The sequence below is a fragment of the Roseovarius halotolerans genome (genome assembly GCF_900172255.1).
Lineage (GTDB): Bacteria > Pseudomonadota > Alphaproteobacteria > Rhodobacterales > Rhodobacteraceae > Roseovarius > Roseovarius halotolerans.
Map to the genome: position 1 here is coordinate 1 of NZ_FWFU01000002.1, position 18517 is coordinate 18517.

Below are 18517 nucleotides of genomic sequence, written 5' to 3' on the forward strand. Positions count from 1 at the left end.
ATACGCACGGAAATCACCAAAATACTTCGTGATCGCCGCCGTCAGCGTCGTCTTGCCGTGGTCAACATGGCCAATCGTGCCAATGTTCACATGCGGTTTCGAACGGTCAAACTTTTCCTTTGCCATGTCTCTCGGGCGCCTTGTCCAGTTGGGGGGCCTGCCGGCCCGTTGGTTGCTCCGCGCGCCATTTATTGGCTTGCGGGGTGAAAATCAAGCGGTTCCTGTGCCCTGCCGTGTCACCCGGCGGGCGCGGCTGCGGCGGCCTCGTCGGGCGCGGGGGCGTCGCCGGCCCCGGCTGCGCCGTCTGTCTCGCCCTCTGCCGCGCCGCTCTCGAACCAGCCCTGCTCGTGGTTCTGCTGTTCCATCCAGGCCTGGATCAGCTTGGCCGCATTGCGGCTCAGGTTCTCGAGCTGCTTTTCCTTGGTCTGCGTCAGCCCCGAGCCCAGTATCGTGCTGCCCGAGACGCTTTCCATCACCGTCACCTGGTGGGGTTCCTCGTTGAGCTTCTTCTGCATCGCGTCATCCCAGACCGTCACCTTGAGGATCAATGCCGACTTGGGCGATGCCACCAGCGGAATCCCCGTGACCGCCAGGACATAGCCCTCGACGCTGATCCCGAGGTGATATAGCCGCTCGCCCTCGTAGCGCCCGAAGCGCTCGTCGATGGCGGTGGTCATGGCGGCGATCCATTCCTCCTTGCTGGCCTCGCGCGATGCGGGGCCTTTGGTCAGGTTCGGCGCCACCACCACGTTATGCCCGAGGCTGAAATCCCCCAGATACGCAGGGGTTTCGTCGAGATCGTTGGAATTGGTGCAGGCCATCAGGCCGCTCAGCGCCGCCAGCAGGGCAAGAATGCGCAACATTGGTATCCCCCTCACGAGTTCAGTTCCGCCCCGATACCGCAGCCACGCCCCGCACGCAACGATTAGCCCGGATTTGCCCCGCATGGGCGCGACACCTATATCCTTCCCATGCAGCGAACGAGGCCGCGATGACATCCGCCCCTATTCCAGTCCATGTCCCCCTGGTGACGGAACCGATGGGCATTCTCGCCAGCCTTCAGGCCGCAAGGCGCAACGTGCTGGCGATCATTCCGCGCATCGCGACGATGCAGCCGATGGTGTCGGGGCGCACCGGCAAGCGATGGCATATGGTGATGGACCCCGGCGCGATCCGTCACATGCTGCTTGACCGGCTGGACGACTACCCCAAGTCGCTCGTCACCAAGAACCTTCTGCGCCCGGCCATCGGCGAGTCGCTGTTCATTGCCGAGGGCGCGCATTGGCGCTGGCAGCGCCGCGCCGCCGCTCCAGTCTTTTCGCATCGCAACGTGATGAACCTGGCCCCGATCATGACCGCCGCTGCCGAACGCAGCTGCGCGCGTATCGCCGCCGCCGGGCCGCGCGCCATCGACATGGCCGAGGACATGGTGCGCACCACCTTCGACGTGATCGCCGATGTCACCTTTTCGGGCGATGGCACATTCGATGCCGACGAGGTCCACAAGGGGATCGACGCCTATATCTCCGAGGCGGGAAAGGTCTCGCTCTTCGACATCCTGGGTTTTCCCGACTGGGTGCCGCGGCCGGGGCGGATGGTCTCGGGCAATGCCGTGCGCCAGATGAAAAGCGTCGCCGATGCCGCTGTCGAAGCACGCCGCGCGCGCGGGCCCGACGGCGTGCCGGACCTGCTCGACCTTCTGCTTGAGGGCGAAGACCCCGAAACCAGGCGCCGCATGAACACCGCCGAGCTGCGCGACAACCTGCTGACCTTCATCGTTGCGGGTCATGAAACCACCGCGCTGACGCTGGGCTGGGCGCTTTATCTCTGCGCCTTTGATCAACAGGTGCAGGACCGCGCCCGCGCCGAGGCGCAGGCGCTGTTGCAGGGGCGCGCCGCCACTGGCGAGGATATGGCCAAACTGCCCTATATCCGCATGATCATCGACGAGGCGCTGCGCCTTTACCCGCCCGCCGCGATGGTGTCGCGCACCGCGATGGCCGATGACACGCTGTGCGGGCGCGAGGTCAAAAAGGGCGACACCGTCATCATCCCGATCTATGCGCTGCATCGCAATCACCTGCTCTGGGATGACCCCGACGCCTTTCGCCCCGAGCGGTTCAGCGACCGCAAGGCAATCGACCGCTATGCCTATCTGCCCTTCGGGGACGGGCCGCGCATCTGCATCGGCGCAAGTTTCGCCATCCAGGAGGCGGTGATCGTGCTGGCGACGCTTCTGTCGCGCTTTCGCTTCACACCCGTGCCGGGGCGCAGGCCCGACCCGGTGATGATCCTGACACTTCGTCCCGAAGGCGGCGTCTGGCTCGAGGCCGAGCCGGTGGGCTGAGATCACGCGTCCGTTTCAGCCGCAGATACCCTTGAGCGCCGTCCACTGATCCGCGCTCAGGACCGGGCTGGTCGTGCCTTGCGTGCGGGCGTTGTCGCGCGCGGCCTGGGCGCGCGCTTCGCTGGCGGGGTGGGTCGCGAAATAGGCGGGCAGTTGCGGCCCCTTGCCCTCGTCCTTGCCGATCTCCTCGAAGAACCCGGCCATCGCGGCGCTGTCGATCCCGGCGGCGTTCAGCATCCTGAGCGCGAAGGCATCCGCCTCGGCCTCGGCCTCGCGGGTATAGCTGGCCCGGATCAGCCGCTCGCCCAGAAATACCGCGATCGTGCCGCCGGTCACGTCGCCCAGCAGCATCGACAACAGCCCCGCCGACCCGGCAGCGCGCAGCGCGTGGCGGGTGGCATCGCGCCGCTCCACATGGCCGATTTCATGCGCCAGCACGGCGGCGACGGCATCCGGTCCGCCGGATTTGTCCAGCAGCCCGCGCATCACCACAACCTGTCCGCCGGGCGCGGCAAAGGCGTTGAGCATCCCGTGATCGAGAACCTTGACGTCGAGCTCGTATTGCAGGTCCTGGCCTTCGGTCAGGCGCGCGATCATCGCATCGAGCGCAGCGCGCCCTTCGGGGCCTTCGCAGGTGAGCTCGCCCAGTTTCGCCGCGCCCAGCGCGCGTTCGATCTGCGCCGTCACAGCCTTGCCGAAGGCCGCCTCGCGCTCGACCGGGATCAGCATGGCCAGCGTGTCGGCCATGCGCGGCAGGATGAAGAACAGGATCAGCCCCACCGCCGCCAAGGCCGCCACACCGCGCAACATCAGCTTGCGGGTGGTGCCGCCAGCAAGATCGCTGCGGTCCAGATCGGGGCAAAGCGCTCGGATACGCGAGATCATGCCGGAATCCGCAAGCGTCAGCCGGGCGGTATCGCGCGGGGATTCGTCATTGCTGGGCGCATGCAGCGCCAGCGTCAGCGCATCGCGGCGCGCATGATCGCCCTGCGCGCGCAGCCGCGCCAGCGGCCAGCGTTGCGGCGCATCGAGTGATGCGCCCGTCAGCACCAGCTCGCCCGCCGCCTCGTCCAGCACCACGTCGACCGGGTGACGCCCGGCACTCCGGCCGTCGAAATAGGTCCCGCCGACAGCGTCCTGCATCAGATCGCGCCACCCACGTCGAGCGCATCGGCAAAGCCTTCGGCATCGGCGCCGCTGTCATGCACGCGCTGGCGGATATCGGCCAGCCTGTCGGCGCCCCGCACGGTGATCGCGCCGACCACATGGGCGATGACCGGCTGGACGATCCACACCAGCGACAGCGCGCCACCCATCAGGAGCGCCCCCAGATACAGCCCCATCATCAGCACCAGACCGACGATATGCCCCGGTCCGGGCGCCATCATCGCCGGGCCGACCACCATCGACGCCAACGCGGCCAGCACCGCAAAGACAACGCCCATGATCAGCGACACCACCAGCGATCCCACGATCACGAGACCGATGATCGTGCGGGTCTCCGGGCGCGCCTCGAACCGGATACCGTCATCGAGAACCTTGTGCTCGGTCAGGTAGATGAACGCCCGCACCCGATAGGAAATGAAGCCCACCATCGCCCAGACATAGCCGACCGCGGCCAGCACGCCGCCGACAACGGGCGATTGCAGCGCCAGCGCCACGACCGCCGCCAGCACCAGCCCCACGCCGATGAAAAGATGCTTCATCGCCCCGTAAAGCGCGCTCCAGCGTCCCTCCTGCACGAAACGGCCATCGCCATACCAGCTGCGGTCGGTCTTGTACTTCTCAAGCCAGAAGGTCTGGCGCGGCAACATCAGGCCCAGCGTCAGGATCGTCAGCAGCCAGTGCCCCATCGCCCGCAGTGCATAGCCCCATGCGCCCTTCTCGGCGCCAAAGCGCACACCCCGCCAGCGGCTCCGCGCCAGCTTGTAGCGCCGCGCGCGGTATTGCGCGAAAAAAATCAGCGGCACGACCGCCAGAAAGGTCAGGTAAAACCCACCCATCTGCGCTAGTGCCATTTCCGGGCTGGTCGGTTCAGCGAACAGCGTCAGGCCGAAAAAGAACAGGATCATCTGCACGGCGCCCAGGTAGACTGCCAGCAACACGATCGCGACGAGGAACCCGAGGAACTTTTCAAGCCCGGTGCCGGTATATTCAAAGGAATCGCCATCGCCACTGACCGAAGACCAGATATAGCGCCGGATCCGGGTCTTGCCCCAGAATCGATAGATCCCCAGCGTCAGCATGGTCAGCAGCGCGGTAACGAATGCCAGCCCGAAAAGCGGGCCGCGCTGGCCCTGGTAATGCCCCTTGATGATCTGGCTGCCCTCGCTCACGCGCACCCCTCCCGATATGTGGTCGATCCTTACCCGGCACGGGTGCCGCGGCGCGTAAAAGCTACGCAATCATTGAGGAAACTTTGTGACAGCGCAACAGCTTCAGGTAAACCTGTTATCCCTCGGAAAACCGCGCGGCGCCATGCGGCCCGTGCCCGCGCGCTTGCCGATCCATTCGGTCAGCTCGGTTTCGGTGCGGGTGCGCCCGGCCGGGTCGCGCCAGCTCAAGCCGTCGGCCAGCGTAAAGGTGGTGGCGTCGCTGAGGCCCCCGTCCTTGTATTTCTGCAACCGCACGCCCTTGCCGCGGCCCATCTCGGGCAGTTCGTCCAGCGCGAAGATCAGAACCTTGCGGTTCTCGCCCACACAGGCGACATGATCGCCCGCCACCGGCCTGCAGACCTGCGCGCGCCCGTCGCCGCGCAGGTTCAGCACCTGCTTGCCGCTGCGGGTCTGGGCGATCACCTCTTCCTCGGGCACGACGAAACCGTCCCCCGCCGACGAGGCCACCAGCAGCTTGCGCCCCGGCTTGTGAATAAGAAGGTCGACGATCTCGGCCTCGTTGGGCAGGTCCACCATCAGGCGCAGGGGCTCGCCCATGCCGCGCCCGCCGGGCAGGTTGGCGGCGCTCAGCGTATAGAACCGCCCGTTGCTGCCGAAAACCAGCAAGCGATCGGTCGTCTCGGCATGGAACACGAAGCGCCCCTCGTCGCCATCCTTGAACTTCAGTTCGCGGCCAAGGTCGATATGCCCCGACATGGCGCGGATCCAGCCCATTTTCGAGCAGACCACCGTGATCGGCTCGCGGTCGATCATCGCCTCGAGCGGCACCTCCTCGACCTCGCCCGCCTCGGCGAACTGCGTCCGGCGCGCGCCGACATTCTTGCCATCCAGCACATAGCCGGTGCCAAAGGTCTTCTTCACCTCCTTCAGCTGGGATGCGATGGAGTCCCATTGCAGGCTTTCGTCCTCCAGCAGGTCCTCAAGCCCGGCACGCTCCTGCATCAGAGTGTCGCGCTCGCGCAGCAGCGCATCTTCCTCAAGGCGGCGCAGGCTGCGCAGCCGCATGTTCAAAATCGCCTCGGCCTGCACGTCGGAAAGGCCGTTCTCGCGTCCGGCATAGCTGTGGGGCATCTCGCGCGGGGTCGCCGCCGTGCCTTCGCTTTCAGCCAGGATGCCCATCGCCTCGGCCTCGGCATCCGCGACCAGCACGAGCGACGCCATGTCCACCCCGGCCAGCGGCGAGCGGTATTCGCCCTCGTTCATGGCGCGCGTCAGGGTCGACTGGTGCAGGTTGCTCCAGTCCTCGTACATCAGCGCGGCCTTGGGGTCGTCATCATAACGGATGATCTCGATCACCCGGTCGAGGTTCAGGAAGGCGGTCACAAGCCCCTGCAGCACCTCGAGCCGGTTGTCGATCTTGGCCATGCGGAAGCGGCTGCGCCGGATCAGTATCTCGCGGCGGAAATCGAGGAAGGCGCGCAGCACTTCCTTCATCGAGCAGACGCGCGGTGTCACCCCGTCGACCAGCACGTTCATGTTCAGGCTGAATCGCAGCTCCAGGTCGGAATTGCGGAACAGCATGTTCATCAGCACCTGCGGCTCCACGTTCTTCGAGCGCGGCTCAAGCACCATGCGCACGTCATCGGCGCTTTCGTCGCGGATATCGGCCAGGATCGGAACCTTCTTGGTCTGGATCAGCTCGGCCAGCTTCTCGACGAGGCGCGATTTCTGCACCTGGTAGGGAATCTCGGTCACGACGATCTGCCATTGGCCGCGGCCAAGGTCCTCGACCTCCCATTTGCAGCGCAGCCGGAACGCGCCGCGCCCGGTGCGATAGGCCTGCGCGATGCTCTCGCGCGGCTCGACAATGACGCCGCCGGTGGGGAAATCGGGGCCGGGCACATAGTTGAGCAGCGTGTCGTCGCGCGCGTCGGGCACCTTGATCAGGTGCAGGCAGGCGTCGATCAGCTCGGCGATGTTATGCGGCGGGATGTTGGTGGCCATGCCCACGGCGATCCCCGACGAGCCATTGGCCAGCAGGTTCGGAAACGATGCCGGAAGCACGATGGGTTCGCGCAGCGTGCCGTCGTAATTGTCGCGGAAATCGACGGCGTTCTCGTTCAGACCTTCCAGCATGGCCTCGGCCACGGCGGTCATGCGCGCCTCGGTGTATCGGCTGGCGGCAGGGTTGTCGCCGTCGATATTGCCGAAATTGCCCTGACCGTCCACCAGCGGGTAACGCACCGCGAAATCCTGCGCCAGGCGCGCCATCGCGTCATAGATCGCGGCGTCGCCATGCGGGTGATAGTTGCCCATCACGTCGCCGCTGATCTTGGCGGATTTGCGAAAACCCCCGGTGCTGGACAGGCGCAGCTCGCGCATCGCAAAGAGAATGCGGCGATGCACGGGTTTCAGCCCGTCGCGCGCATCGGGCAGCGCACGGTGCATGATCGTGCTCAGCGCATAGGTCAGGTAGCGCTCGCCGATGGCGCGGCGCAGCGGCTCGGCAAATTCGGTAACGGGCTCGGCGCCGTCGTCGGTCAGGTCGCTCATGCTGCTCTTGATACCCTCTGGACGGGGATCATGACCAGCCCCCGCCGCGTGTCTGTCATTGGCGACACGTAAACAGCGGGACAGGGGCCAAGGTCAAGCCCGCCGCTGCGCGCAAGGGGCAGGTAAAGTCACAGGCCACCAAAAAGAGATCGTTTCCGGGGTTTTCCCCGCCAACGCCGGACCGAATCGGTTATAAAGCCCGGGCTGCCGCGCCCGCATCTGCCACGGGCGCATGTGACGACTGGGTTCTGAAAGATTTTTCTTTCGTGTGGGTTAAGGGGGGATGCGCATGTGGCGCTTTATTCTGGTGAGTTTTGCCTTTCTGGGCTGGTCATTCTACGAACTGAGCGGCGGCGCCGATTACGAACCGAGGATCAATTCGATTCAGGCCCGCGCCAAGCTGGACGATCTGCGCCCGAAGGCGCGCCCGGCGGATCCGCAACGCGCGGATGAACGCCGCATCGCGGCGGCCAGCGTCGGCGCCGACGAGCCGGACCCGGCAACCGGCAACAGCGTCGCGCGCAGCCTTTCTGATCTTTCGGACCTGCCGGGCCTTGCCAGCGCGCAAGCCGGCGATGCGATGGTCACGCTCGCCTCCGCACGCGCCTCGGGCGAAAGCGACGTGATCGCCGCCGTGGCGCACAACATCGCCACCCGCAGCGTTGTCACACCCCTTCAGCAGGACCTGCGCGTGGTCGCGGGCAACCGCGTCAACATGCGCGCCGGTCCCGGCACGCAATACGACCGGATCGCCCGGCTTGAACGCGGCCAGCAGGTCGCGGTGCTGCGCGCCCCCGGCAATGGCTGGCTGAAACTGCGGGTGGTCGACACGGGGCGTGTCGGATGGATGGCCGAGACCCTCGTCGCGGCGGCAAACTGATTGCATCGCCGCCGCGCGCCGGTCATAGCTTGCCCGCATGACACAGCGCTCGATCCTCATCACCGGCTGTTCCTCGGGTATCGGCCTTGACGCCGCGCACGGGCTGCGCGCTCGTGGCTGGCGCGTCTTCGCCGCCTGCCGCGCGGCCGAGGATTGCGCGCGGCTGCGCGAACAGGGTTTTGAAAGCCCGCGGATCGACTACCAGGACAGCGCCAGCATCACGAGCGGGCTGGCCGAGGTGCTCGACGCCACCGGCGGCACCCTCGATGCCCTGTTCAACAACGGCGCCTTCGCCTGTCCCGGCGCGGTCGAAGACCTGCCCACCGATGCGATACGCGCGCTGTTCGAGGCGAATTTCTTTGGCTGGCACGAACTGACCCGGCAGGTGATCCCGGTGATGCGTGCGCAGGGCGCGGGGCGGATCGTGCAATGCTCATCGGTCCTCGGCCTTGTCACGCTGCCCTGGCGCGGCGCCTATAACGCATCGAAATTCGCGCTCGAGGGGCTGACCGACACGCTTCGCATCGAGATGCAGGGCACCGGCATCCATGTGGTCCTGATCGAACCCGGCCCGGTCACGTCGAAAATCCGCGTCAATTCCATCCCCCATTTTGAACGCTGGATCGACTGGGAGGCCTCGCCGCGTGCCGAACAGTATCGCGCGGGGCTGCGCGCCCGGCTCTATCGCGACAGCGACAAGCCGGACACGTTCGAGCGCCCGCCCTCCGCGGTCACGCGCAGGCTGGTGCATGCGCTGGAATCGCGCCGCCCGCGCCCGCGCTATTACGTCACCGTGCCGACCCACCTGATGGGCACGCTGCGCCGCCTCCTGCCGACGCGCGCGCTTGACTGGGTGCTGTCGCGAGGCTGATTGCCGCGCCGCCCACGGGCAGAAATCGCTTTCGCTTTTTCGCCCCGGCACCCTACATGGGGGCCAGATACGATTCGAAGGATGACCCCCGATGTTTACCGATCCGCTCTTCATCATCGTCGTCGCCGCCTGCCTTGGCGTGGCGGTCATCCTGGTGCTGGGCATCAGCACCTTCGGCAAGGAAGGCGCCGAGAACGGCAAACGCGCCAACAAGCTGATGCGCTGGCGCATCGCGGCGCAGTTCGTGGCGGTGCTGCTGATCCTGCTTTTCGTCTATATCCGCAGACAGGGGGGACAATGACATGGTGGTCCTGAACAAGATCTACACCCGCACCGGCGACAAGGGCGACACCGCGCTTGGCAATGGCGCACGCGTGGCCAAGCATTCGATGCGCGTCACCGCCTATGGCACCGTCGACGAGGTGAACGCCACGCTCGGCCTTGCCCGGCTGCATGCCACCGGCGAAACCGACGCCGCGCTGGCGCGCATCCAGAACGACCTGTTCGACCTGGGCGCCGATCTCTGCCGCCCCGACATGGACAAGGATGACGAGGCCGAATACACGCCGCTGCGCGTTTCGGACAATCAGGTGACGCGGCTTGAGACCGAGATCGACACCATGAACAAGGCGCTCGAACCGCTGCGCAGCTTCGTGCTGCCGGGCGGCACGACACTCGCCGCCTACCTTCACCTGTGCCGCACCGTGTCACGCCGCGCCGAGCGCCTGTCCGTCGAACTGGCCGCCGAAGAGCATGTGAATCCCGCCGCGGTCAAATATCTCAACCGCCTCAGCGACTGGTTCTTCGTCGCCGCCCGCGTCTCCAATGACGGCGGCGCGCGCGACGTTCTCTGGGTGCCCGGCGCAAACCGCTGACCCCTGCGAAGGGCGCGCAGCTGCGCGCCCTGCCCCTACACGCCCGGATTTTTCGCATCCCTTCCGCAAACGCGGCGTCGCCAGACGCAAACATGACGATTTTGCCCTGTTTCCCGGCGCTACAAACCATTATGAACGCCGGGAGAGTATCTGGAGCCGTCGCTATGCGCCTGTTCCGCCAATCTGAGGAGACCACGCAATGAAGGTGCTTGTGCCTGTGAAACGCGTGATCGACTACAACGTGAAGGTCCGTGTGAAGGCGGACGGATCGGGTGTCGATCTTGCGAATGTCAAAATGTCGATGAACCCCTTTGACGAGATCGCCGTCGAAGAGGCCATCCGCCTCAAGGAGGCCGGCAAGGCCGAAGAGGTGATCGCCGTATCGATCGGCGTCAAGCAGGCCCAGGAAACGCTGCGCACCGCGCTGGCGATGGGTGCGGACCGGGCGATCCTGGTCGTGGCCGCCGATGACGTGCACACCGATATCGAGCCCCTGGCCGTCGCCAAGATCCTCGCCAAGGTCGTCGAAGAGGAGCAGCCCGGTCTGGTCCTGACCGGCAAGCAGGCGATCGACAACGACATGAACGCCACCGGCCAGATGCTTTCGGCTCTGCTGGGCTGGAGCCAGGCGATGTATGCCAACAATATCGACATCGAGGGCGACCATGCCGTCGTCACCCGCGAGGTCGATGGCGGCTTGCAGACGATCAAGGTCAAGATGCCGACGATCATTTCGGCCGACCTGCGCCTCAACGAGCCGCGCTACGCGTCCCTGCCCAACATCATGAAGGCCAAGAAGAAGCCGCTCGATGAAAAGACGGCCGAGGATTACGGCGTCGACGTGACCCCGCGCCTGCAGATCGTCGAAACCACCGAGCCCGAAGCCCGCCAGGCCGGCGAGATCGTGCCCGACGTGGACACGCTGGTTGCGAAACTCAAAGAAAAGGGGGCTGTGTGATGGCTGTTCTTCTTCTTGCCGAAGTCAATGACGGGACCCTGGCGATGGACGCCACCGCCAAGGCCGTGACCGCCGCTGCCAAGCTGGGCGACGTGACCGTGCTTTGCGCCGGTGCCACCTGCGCCGCTGCCGCCGACGAAGCCGCCACGATCGACGGTGTCGCCAAGGTGCTCTGCGCCGAGGATGCGCTTTACGGGCACCGCCTTGCGGAACCCGTGGCACAGTTGGTGGCCGATCTTGCCGCCGATTACGACCATGTCGTCGCGCCCGCCACCACCGATGCCAAGAACATCCTGCCGCGCGTCGCCGCGCTGCTCGATGTGATGATCATCACCGATGCCTCGGGCGTGGTCGATGCCGACACGTTCGAGCGTCCGATCTATGCCGGCAACGCCATCCAGAAGGTGAAATCCTCGGATGCCAAGAAGGTCGTGAGCTTCCGCACCTCGACCTTCGATGCGGCTGGCACCGGCAATTCCGCAACCGTCGAAAAGATCGGCGCCGCCGCCGATCCGGCCCTGTCTGAATGGGTCGAGGACAAGGTTGCCGAATCCGACCGCCCCGAACTCACCTCGGCAGGTATCGTCGTGTCGGGTGGCCGTGGCGTCGGCTCGGAAGAGGATTTCGCGCTGATCGAGAAACTCGCCGACAAGCTGGGCGCCGCCGTCGGCGCGTCCCGCGCGGCGGTCGACTCGGGTTTTGCGCCCAACGACTGGCAGGTCGGGCAGACCGGCAAGGTCGTGGCCCCAGAGCTTTACATCGCCGTGGGCATCTCGGGCGCGATCCAGCACCTTGCGGGGATGAAGGATTCCAAGATCATCGTCGCCATCAACAAGGACGAAGAAGCGCCGATCTTCCAGGTCGCCGATTACGGCCTCGTGGCCGACCTCTTCGCCGCCGTGCCGGAACTGACCGAAAAGCTCTGACCTTCGGTCCGGCAGAACATTCCAAAGGCCCGCCATCCCGGCGGGCCTTTTTCATTTTCGCGCCGCGCATGGTCCGAAGCGGCGCCCATCCGTCCGCAAGGGCCGCTGCCCTTATCGGCGTTCACGCCACCCCGGTCTCTCGCAAGTCCAGCACCGCACGCAGCGCCGGGGCAAGGGCCTGGGCGGCTTCGCCATGCGCCAGCGCGCCGGGCAACTGGCGGGCCGCCTGCGCCTCCTCGGGCGCGAATACCATGCCGCTCGTGCCCATGCGCTGCGCCACCGGGCTGGCGCTCACCTCGATCAGGCGCGCCGCCTGTGGCGCCACCGCGCGCAGCATCCCGGCGGTCACGAAAACCGGGTCCGTGCCCGGCTCCACCCGCTCGCAAAAGCCCTCGGGCGGGCGCTGCGCGAACCACAACAGGATCACCGGGCGCTCCAGCCGCGCGATCAGAGCGCCGGTGCGTTCCACCCAGGTCATGCGCAGCTCCTCGCGCACCAGGTCGAAGCGTTCGGGCGACACCGCGTGCAGATGGCGCAGCAGGTGGCGCGTAAAGTTGAAGTCGACGAAATCCACCTCCGGAAACAGCCGCCTGAGGGGCGACAGCGGCTCCAGCACCCGGTCATTGCGGCGCGGATGCACCCGGTAAAACCGGTTCGACAGGTTATGCGCTCCCATCACCTGCAATACCACCGCCCGCGCGCCCGTCGCGATCCGCAACGCGCCGGCATCGTTCAGGAACGCATCCGCGCCCGCATTCGGCCAGCCAAGGTTGACGCAGCTTATGCCAAGCCGCCGCTCCAGCTGCGCCGCGAACGGCTCGCGCAGGAAGCGCCCATACGTCTCCGTGCCGCCCGGAAAGGCGATGTAGTCGCCAGTCAGCCGCCGCGCAGGTCCGCGGAATGTCAGTTTGGAACCCGCATAACAGCATGGTTCATACGCGATCGGTGCGCGCTGCACCCGTCTTTCACAGATCATCGGTCCCCACCGTTCATATCACCCGGAGACCACAATCGCGTCACCGCGTTTAGAAATCGCTAACGCGCAAATTCGACGTGGATTTTAGCGATCACCGGGCCTTGAGCGTGCGCACGCCGCCGCCTATTGTGGCAGCGCAAACATGAAAGGCGAGCCAATGGAAATCCGGACAATCGGCGTGGTCGGCGCGGGCCAGATGGGCAACGGCATCGCCCATGTGATGGCGCTCGCGGGCTATGAGGTTCTTCTCAACGACATCAGCCAGGACATGCTCGAGAAGGCGCTCTCCACCGTGCGCAAGAATCTCGAACGCCAGGTCAGCCGCGACAAGATCACCGCCGACGAGATGGAAGCCGCTCTCGCACGCATCACCACCACCCTGACCCTCACCGATCTCGGCGCCACCGACCTCGTGATCGAGGCCGCGACCGAGCGCGAGACCGTCAAGCAGGCGATCTTCGACGAGCTCCTGCCGCATCTGCAGCCGCACACGATCCTGACCTCGAACACCTCGTCGATCTCGATCACCCGCCTCGCCAGCCGCACCGACCGTCCCGAGAAGTTCATGGGCTTTCACTTCATGAACCCGGTGCCGGTGATGCAGCTGGTCGAGCTCATCCGCGGCATCGCCACCGACAGGCCCACCTATGATTCCTGCCTCGCCGTCGTCGAGAAGCTGGGGAAAACCGCCGCCTCCGCCGAGGATTTCCCGGCCTTCATCGTCAACCGCATCCTGATGCCGATGATCAACGAGGCGGTCTACACGCTCTACGAAGGCGTCGGCAACGTGAAGTCCATCGACGAATCGATGAAACTGGGGGCCAATCACCCGATGGGGCCTCTGGAGCTGGCGGACTTCATCGGGCTCGACACCTGCCTTGCGATCATGAACGTGCTGCACGACGGGCTCGCCGACACCAAGTATCGCCCCTGCCCCCTGCTCACCAAATATGTCGAGGCGGGCTGGCTCGGTCGCAAGACCGGCCGCGGCTTTTACGATTATCGTGGTGAAACGCCGGTGCCGACGCGCTAGTTGCGGCCCAGTTCCAGTGTATGTTCGCGCAGCCAGGTCATGAAGCCGCGCGGATCGCTGTCCAGCATCTTCATGCGCTCGGCACTGATCGGCGCACCGACCACCGGCTTTTGCGGGCGATTGCAGCTATGCACGACCTCGTGCAGCAACAGCCCCTGGCGCAGCGTCGCCGACAGCCGGTTGGCCACCTGATACCAGCGTGAATTCGATCCCGGAAAGAAGATCGGCACCACCGTCGCGCCCGAGCGCCGGATCATCTGCGCGGTAAAGACGTTCCATTCCCGCTCGATCACCGGGCCGAACATCGTATCGCTCGATGCCACCACGCCCGAGGGAAACACGCTGATCAGCCCGCCTTCCTGCAGGTGGGCCATCGCCTTGGCGCGCATTTCCACCGACTTTCGCTGCGCGTCGGGCTCGTGGGGGAAGGGCACCGGGATCATGTAGGAGGCCGCCACCTCGTCGATCCCCGTCAGCAGCGCGCGGGTCAGGATCTTGTAATCGGTGCGCCGGCGCCCGATCAGGTCGGCCAGGATCATCCCGTCCACCAGACCGTGCGGATGGTTGGCCACCGCCACCACCGGGCCGTCGCGCGGGATGTTCATGAGCTCGCTGTCGGGGGTCAGCAGGTCGATCCCCATCGTATCCAGCGCCGCGCGCCAGAAGGGCTGGCCGGTGGGCGCGCCGCGCTTCTCGAACTGGCGGATCATCCGCAGGATCGTCAGCTTGCCGGTGAACCATTCGATCGTCCGGATCGCCAATGCGGTCGCGGGCGAGTCAAAGGAATTGGCATAGGTCAGGCTGCGGCGGTCATACTTGGTAAAGTTCACCGTATCGCCGGTCTTTCCCTGGTCCTTTGCGCTCTCTGCCAAGTGGTGTGCCCCCTCGTCGCGCATCGCTGCACGTTTCTTCACATGTCCTCGCCAAAGCGGTTTGCGACAAGCGCCTCGATCGCATCGGCCAGTGGCTCCGCATCCGCCCCCGAGGTCTGCATGTCAATAGTGGTTCCTTTCGATGCTGCCAACATCAAAAGCCCCATGATGCTGTCCCCCGAGGCCGACATCCCGTCAAGCGAGATCTCCGCAGTGGCGTCGAAGCCTTCGGCCACCTCGACCAGTTTCGCGGCGGCGCGGGCATGAAGACCCTTCTCGTTCACGATGTCCAGTCGGCGCGTAATCGTATCGCACATTGCTTTCTTACCTGTCTGCCTGATCGCCCGGATCGTCGGGATCGCCGGCAAGTCCATTATGGCTGTTGATGTATTTGCGCCCCGCGTCCAGCGCGGCGCGTGCGGCCTCGTGCACCGGCAGATGCCGGCTCTTGGTCAGCTTGATCAGCATAGGCAGGTTGGCCCCGTAGAGAATGCGCCGGTTCGCCGGCTGACATGCCTTCAAGGACAGGTTCGACGGCGAACCGCCGAACAGGTCGGTCACGATCAGCACGCCATCGCCCGTGTCCACGGCATCCGCGGCCGCACAGACCTCGGCCTGCTTGGCCGTGCGGTCGTCGTCGCCTTCCATCGAGATCGCAAGGATCCCGGTCTGCGCGCCGACCACATGTTCGATGGCCCTCAGATATTCCGGGGCAAGGCCGCCATGCGCCACGATCACGATGCCGATCAAACCCGTTACTCTCCCACTCTGGCCTGCAGGTCTCCGCGCGGCGCTTCCGCCGCTCCCCGCCGCTCAAGCTCACGATGTCTTATTGACACCGGCCAGCCGCCATCTGCAAGTGCCCGGGCCAAAGTTTCTGCCATTGCGACGCTACGATGCTGGCCCCCGGTGCAGCCGAACCCGATCGCGAGATACGCCTTTCCTTCCGCCTCATAGGCGGGCAGCAACAACAGCGCAAGCTCGACCACCTTGTCACGAAACGAGGCGAACCGCGCATCCTGCGCCACATAGTCGGCGACCCGCTGGTCGCGCCCGTCGAGCGCGCGCAGGCCCTCCTCCCAATAGGGATTCTGCAGGAACCGGCAATCCAGCACCATGTCCAGCCCGCGCGGCAGGCCCCGCTTGTAGGAAAACGAATGCACCGACACCGCCATGTCGCTGCCGCCTTGCGGGGCGAACCATTGTTCCAGCTCGGCGCGCAGGTCATGCGGCGACATCTCCGAGCTGTCGATCAGGATATCGGCCCGTGCGCGGATCGGTCCCAGCAGATCGAACTCGCGTGCGATGCCAAGGCCGGGGCTCTCCGCCGGGGCCAGCGGGTGGCGGCGCCGTGTTTCCGAAAAGCGGCGCAACAGGACCTCGGCGCTGCAATCAAGATAGAGAACCTGCATCGGCACGCCGCGCAGCCGGTCCATCCGGTCGATCGTCTCGATCAGCGCATTGGTCGAGAAATCCCTGTTGCGCGTATCCACCCCCAGCGCCAGCGGCTTTTCGGGCGCATCGCCGTCCAGCAGCCGGGGCAACAGCGACAGCGGCAGGTTGTCGATGGCCTCATAGCCCATGTCCTCGAGCGCGCGGATCGCGGTGGTGCGGCCCGCACCCGATGGGCCGGTGACCAGGACAAGACGGGGTTTGATCGGGTCTGCCGGGGTCGGCATGGCATTCTTCCGTTCGCTTCAGTCGCGTCTTCCATAACGCAGGTAGAGCATGATCGCAGCGGGGAAATGGGTATGGGGCGCTTTTCGCGTGACCGGCAGCGTCACGCCCAGCAGCGCCTCCTCTCGCATCGGCGGCAGGCGCTCGGCTTCGTCATGGTCCATGTCCACGATCAGCCGGACCGGGGTCGGGCCGCTGGCGGGGCAGGTCATCAGCCCCACGCCGCGCGCCTCGATCCGGCCCCTGATGGGCAGCGGCGCGTCGGCCAGAACCTCCTCGCCGCGGCGCCAGAGCCGCGTGCGGTCATCGGCCACCAGCTCGGCGCCCAGCGCGATCAGTTGCAGCGCAAGCCCCGATTTGCCGCGTCCCGCTTGCCCGCGGATCAGCGCCGCACGCCCCGCGACCGCCACCGTGGTGGCGTGCAGGATCGTCTCTCCGGGCCGCATGGCGGGCGGATAGGGTGGGGTGCAGGATGGGTCGGGCGCGTCGCTCACACGCTCAGACCGGCAGGCCCACGACAAAGCGTGCGCCCAGCGGGTCCGACGTGGCGTCGGCATCGGTCGGGCGGATGTTCTCGGCCCAGATCACACCGTCATGGGCCTCGATGATCTGTTTCGAGATCGACAGGCCGAGGCCGGAATTGTTGCCGAAGTCATTTTCCGCGCGCTGCGAATAGAACCGCTTGAAGATCTTGGTCAGCGCCTGGTCCGGGATGCCCGGGCCGGTATCCTCGACCACGACCAGCACCCGGTTCTCGCGCTTGCGCACCCAAAGGCGGATCGCGTCGCCGTGCTCGCAGAAACTGATGGCGTTGGTGATCAGGTTGACGAAAACCTGCGCCAGCCGCCCTTCCAGCCCGACGAAGATGATCGGCTCGTTGGGGAAATCGGTGATGAACTCGATACCCTTCTTCTCAGCCTCTTCGCCAAGGTAAAGCCCGAGGTTGCGCAGCATGCCCAGCAGGTCGAAGGCCTCCTGCTCCTCCTTGACCAGCTCGCTGTCAAGGCGCGAGGCATTCGAGATGTCGCTGACCAGCCGGTCGAGCCGGCGCACGTCATGTTCGATCACTTCCAGCAGTTTCTCGCGCTGGTCGGCGCGCTTGGCCACCCGCAGCGTGCCCACCGCCGAACGCAGGCTGGCCAGCGGGTTCTTGATCTCATGCGCCACGTCCGCGGCGAATTGCTCGTTGCTGTCGATCCGGTGATAGAGCGCCGCGACCATGCCCCTCAGCGCACCCGACAGGCGGCCGATCTCGTCGGGGCGTGCGGTCAGGTCGGGGATGCGGATGCGTCCGCCGCCCTTGCCGCGGTTGCGATCGCCGCCGATCTCGGCGGCGGCGGCCAGGTCGGCCAGCGGGTTGGCGATCGTCGAGGCCAGGATCACGCTCAGACCGACCGAGACCGCCGTCGCGATCAGGAACATGCGCAGCACCCGTTCATGCTCGGCCCGCACCATCCGGTCGATCTCGCCGGTGGCGTCGGTCAGGGCGACCACCGCGACGGGGCTGCCGTCCTGCATGATCGTTGTCGACGCCGCGAAAACCGTGCGCCCGCCGACATCGCCCGAGGCGGTCTGCGGCCCGCCCTCCAGCGTCGGCGCGACCATTGCCGCGGCCTTTTCCTCAAGGCTGCGCGCGGGCGCCTCGCTCTGCGCGGCGAAGGGCGCCGAGACCCAGCCCCAGAGCCGGTTCAGCGCGTCGGTGATGAATGTGTGTGTCGCGCCGCCGTTCTCCGCGCCGGGCGCGCGCGCGCTGCCCACGATATGGCCCGCCAGCGTCCCGGCAGGGTCGAAGACGAAGACCTCGACGCCGCTGCGCAGGTCGAGCGATTCAAGCGAGCCGGCCACGTCCAGCCCGTCGCCCGACGCCAGGCTCACCGGCGCATTCGCCGGCAGCTGCACCTCGAACACATCGGCGACAAGTTCCACCTCGCTGACCAGCCCTCCGGCCCATTGCCCGGCCAGGCTGTCGCGCGAGGAATTGAGATAAAGCACACCGGCCACCAGCACGCTGAGCGCGACAAGGTTGAAGGTGACGATCTTGCGGGTCAGCGACGAGTCGCGCAGCGAGAAGAAGCCCCGCCGTTCACGGCGCGAGCGCACCTCTTCGTCGCCCACGCTGTCGGGCGTGACGAAGTCATCGCCAAGGACGAGATCGTCGTCCCGGCGCGACGCGTTTTCGCGCATGTCGATGTCCTCGGCGAGCGCCATTATGC

At 66.0% G+C, this 18517-nt stretch carries 20 protein-coding genes; 8 read left to right on the forward strand and 12 right to left on the reverse strand.

All coding sequences use genetic code 11. From position 1 onward, the window contains the following. Positions 1–126 (reverse strand): GTP-binding protein (locus ROH8110_RS06885; protein WP_241691048.1); only part of this gene is annotated, 126 nt, incomplete at its 3' end. Between the two features lie 110 nt (positions 127–236). Next, positions 237–863: a hypothetical protein gene (locus ROH8110_RS06890; RefSeq protein ID WP_085817056.1), complete on the reverse strand. Its 627-nt coding sequence runs from the start codon at positions 861–863 to the stop codon at positions 237–239. 128 nt (positions 864–991) lie between these two features. On the opposite strand from ROH8110_RS06890, the gene ROH8110_RS06895 reads away from it, so the two are divergent. After that, complete coding sequence (locus ROH8110_RS06895; protein WP_085817057.1) at positions 992–2347, forward strand: cytochrome P450; 1356 nt, start codon at positions 992–994, stop codon at positions 2345–2347. 15 nt (positions 2348–2362) lie between these two features. Here ROH8110_RS06895 and ROH8110_RS06900 read toward each other — a convergent pair whose 3' ends face one another. The 3 genes from ROH8110_RS06900 to ROH8110_RS06910 form a co-directional block, all read right to left on the reverse strand. After that, entirely contained in the window at positions 2363–3490 is a 1128-nt protein-coding gene (locus ROH8110_RS06900) for a M48 family metallopeptidase (protein ID WP_085817058.1), read from the reverse strand. After that, a complete protein-coding gene (locus tag ROH8110_RS06905) occupies positions 3490–4683 on the reverse strand; it encodes a DUF898 family protein (protein WP_085817770.1) in 1194 nt (397 codons plus the stop codon). Before ROH8110_RS06905 ends, ROH8110_RS06900 begins: the two co-directional genes overlap by 1 nt. 102 nt (positions 4684–4785) lie before the next feature. Continuing rightward, positions 4786–7236, reverse strand: a complete 2451-nt coding sequence (locus ROH8110_RS06910) for a DNA topoisomerase IV subunit A (protein WP_085817059.1) — start codon at positions 7234–7236, stop codon at positions 4786–4788. A gap of 289 nt (positions 7237–7525) precedes the next feature. Between ROH8110_RS06910 and ROH8110_RS06915 the strand changes: the two genes are divergently transcribed. From ROH8110_RS06915 to ROH8110_RS06940, 6 genes are all read left to right on the forward strand, one after another. Beyond that, a complete protein-coding gene (locus tag ROH8110_RS06915) occupies positions 7526–8116 on the forward strand; it encodes an SH3 domain-containing protein (RefSeq protein WP_085817771.1) in 591 nt (196 codons plus the stop codon). A gap of 37 nt (positions 8117–8153) precedes the next feature. After that, on the forward strand, positions 8154–8987 hold the full coding sequence (locus tag ROH8110_RS06920; protein WP_085817060.1) for an SDR family NAD(P)-dependent oxidoreductase: 834 nt from the start codon (positions 8154–8156) through the stop codon (positions 8985–8987). A gap of 91 nt (positions 8988–9078) precedes the next feature. Continuing rightward, positions 9079–9288, forward strand: coding sequence for a twin transmembrane helix small protein (locus ROH8110_RS06925; protein WP_085817061.1), 210 nt, complete (start codon positions 9079–9081; stop codon positions 9286–9288). A 1-nt stretch (position 9289) separates the two neighbouring features. After that, the gene (locus ROH8110_RS06930; RefSeq protein WP_085817062.1) at positions 9290–9862 is read left to right on the forward strand and encodes a cob(I)yrinic acid a,c-diamide adenosyltransferase; all 573 of its coding nucleotides are present in this window, start codon (positions 9290–9292) and stop codon (positions 9860–9862) included. Between the two features lie 199 nt (positions 9863–10061). After that, complete coding sequence (locus tag ROH8110_RS06935) at positions 10062–10820, forward strand: electron transfer flavoprotein subunit beta/FixA family protein (protein WP_085817063.1); 759 nt, start codon at positions 10062–10064, stop codon at positions 10818–10820. Then, positions 10820–11746, forward strand: coding sequence for an electron transfer flavoprotein subunit alpha/FixB family protein (locus ROH8110_RS06940; protein ID WP_085817064.1), 927 nt, complete (start codon positions 10820–10822; stop codon positions 11744–11746). The genes ROH8110_RS06935 and ROH8110_RS06940 overlap by 1 nt, the downstream gene beginning before the upstream one ends. A 121-nt stretch (positions 11747–11867) precedes the next feature. On the opposite strand, the gene ROH8110_RS06945 is transcribed toward ROH8110_RS06940, so the two are convergent. Beyond that, positions 11868–12722: a DUF6473 family protein gene (locus tag ROH8110_RS06945; protein WP_085817065.1), complete on the reverse strand. Its 855-nt coding sequence runs from the start codon at positions 12720–12722 to the stop codon at positions 11868–11870. Positions 12723–12879: 157 nt separating this feature from the next. Here ROH8110_RS06945 and ROH8110_RS06950 point away from each other — a divergent pair, with 157 nt between their 5' ends. Further along, complete coding sequence (locus ROH8110_RS06950) at positions 12880–13755, forward strand: 3-hydroxybutyryl-CoA dehydrogenase (protein WP_085817066.1); 876 nt, start codon at positions 12880–12882, stop codon at positions 13753–13755. Here the strand turns inward: ROH8110_RS06950 and ROH8110_RS06955 are convergent. Genes ROH8110_RS06955 through ROH8110_RS06980 form a run of 6 tightly spaced genes read right to left on the reverse strand, consistent with a single transcriptional unit; the run spans position 13752 to position 18512 of the window. Beyond that, a complete protein-coding gene (locus ROH8110_RS06955; RefSeq protein WP_085817067.1) occupies positions 13752–14651 on the reverse strand; it encodes a lysophospholipid acyltransferase family protein in 900 nt (299 codons plus the stop codon). The genes ROH8110_RS06950 and ROH8110_RS06955 overlap by 4 nt on opposite strands. 14 nt (positions 14652–14665) lie before the next feature. After that, positions 14666–14944, reverse strand: coding sequence for an HPr family phosphocarrier protein (locus ROH8110_RS06960; RefSeq protein ID WP_085817068.1), 279 nt, complete (start codon positions 14942–14944; stop codon positions 14666–14668). A gap of 7 nt (positions 14945–14951) precedes the next feature. Beyond that, complete coding sequence (locus ROH8110_RS06965) at positions 14952–15377, reverse strand: PTS sugar transporter subunit IIA (RefSeq protein WP_085817069.1); 426 nt, start codon at positions 15375–15377, stop codon at positions 14952–14954. 5 nt (positions 15378–15382) lie between these two features. Continuing rightward, positions 15383–16306 carry an RNase adapter RapZ gene (gene rapZ, locus ROH8110_RS06970; protein WP_085817070.1) on the reverse strand — a complete coding sequence of 308 codons (924 nt, stop codon included), beginning with the start codon at positions 16304–16306 and terminating at the stop codon, positions 15383–15385. 18 nt (positions 16307–16324) lie between these two features. Beyond that, complete coding sequence (locus ROH8110_RS06975) at positions 16325–16750, reverse strand: HPr kinase/phosphorylase (RefSeq protein ID WP_085817071.1); 426 nt, start codon at positions 16748–16750, stop codon at positions 16325–16327. Between the two features lie 52 nt (positions 16751–16802). Next, positions 16803–18512 carry a sensor histidine kinase gene (locus ROH8110_RS06980; protein WP_085817072.1) on the reverse strand — a complete coding sequence of 570 codons (1710 nt, stop codon included), beginning with the start codon at positions 18510–18512 and terminating at the stop codon, positions 16803–16805. Between the last annotated feature and the right edge of the window lie 5 nt (positions 18513–18517).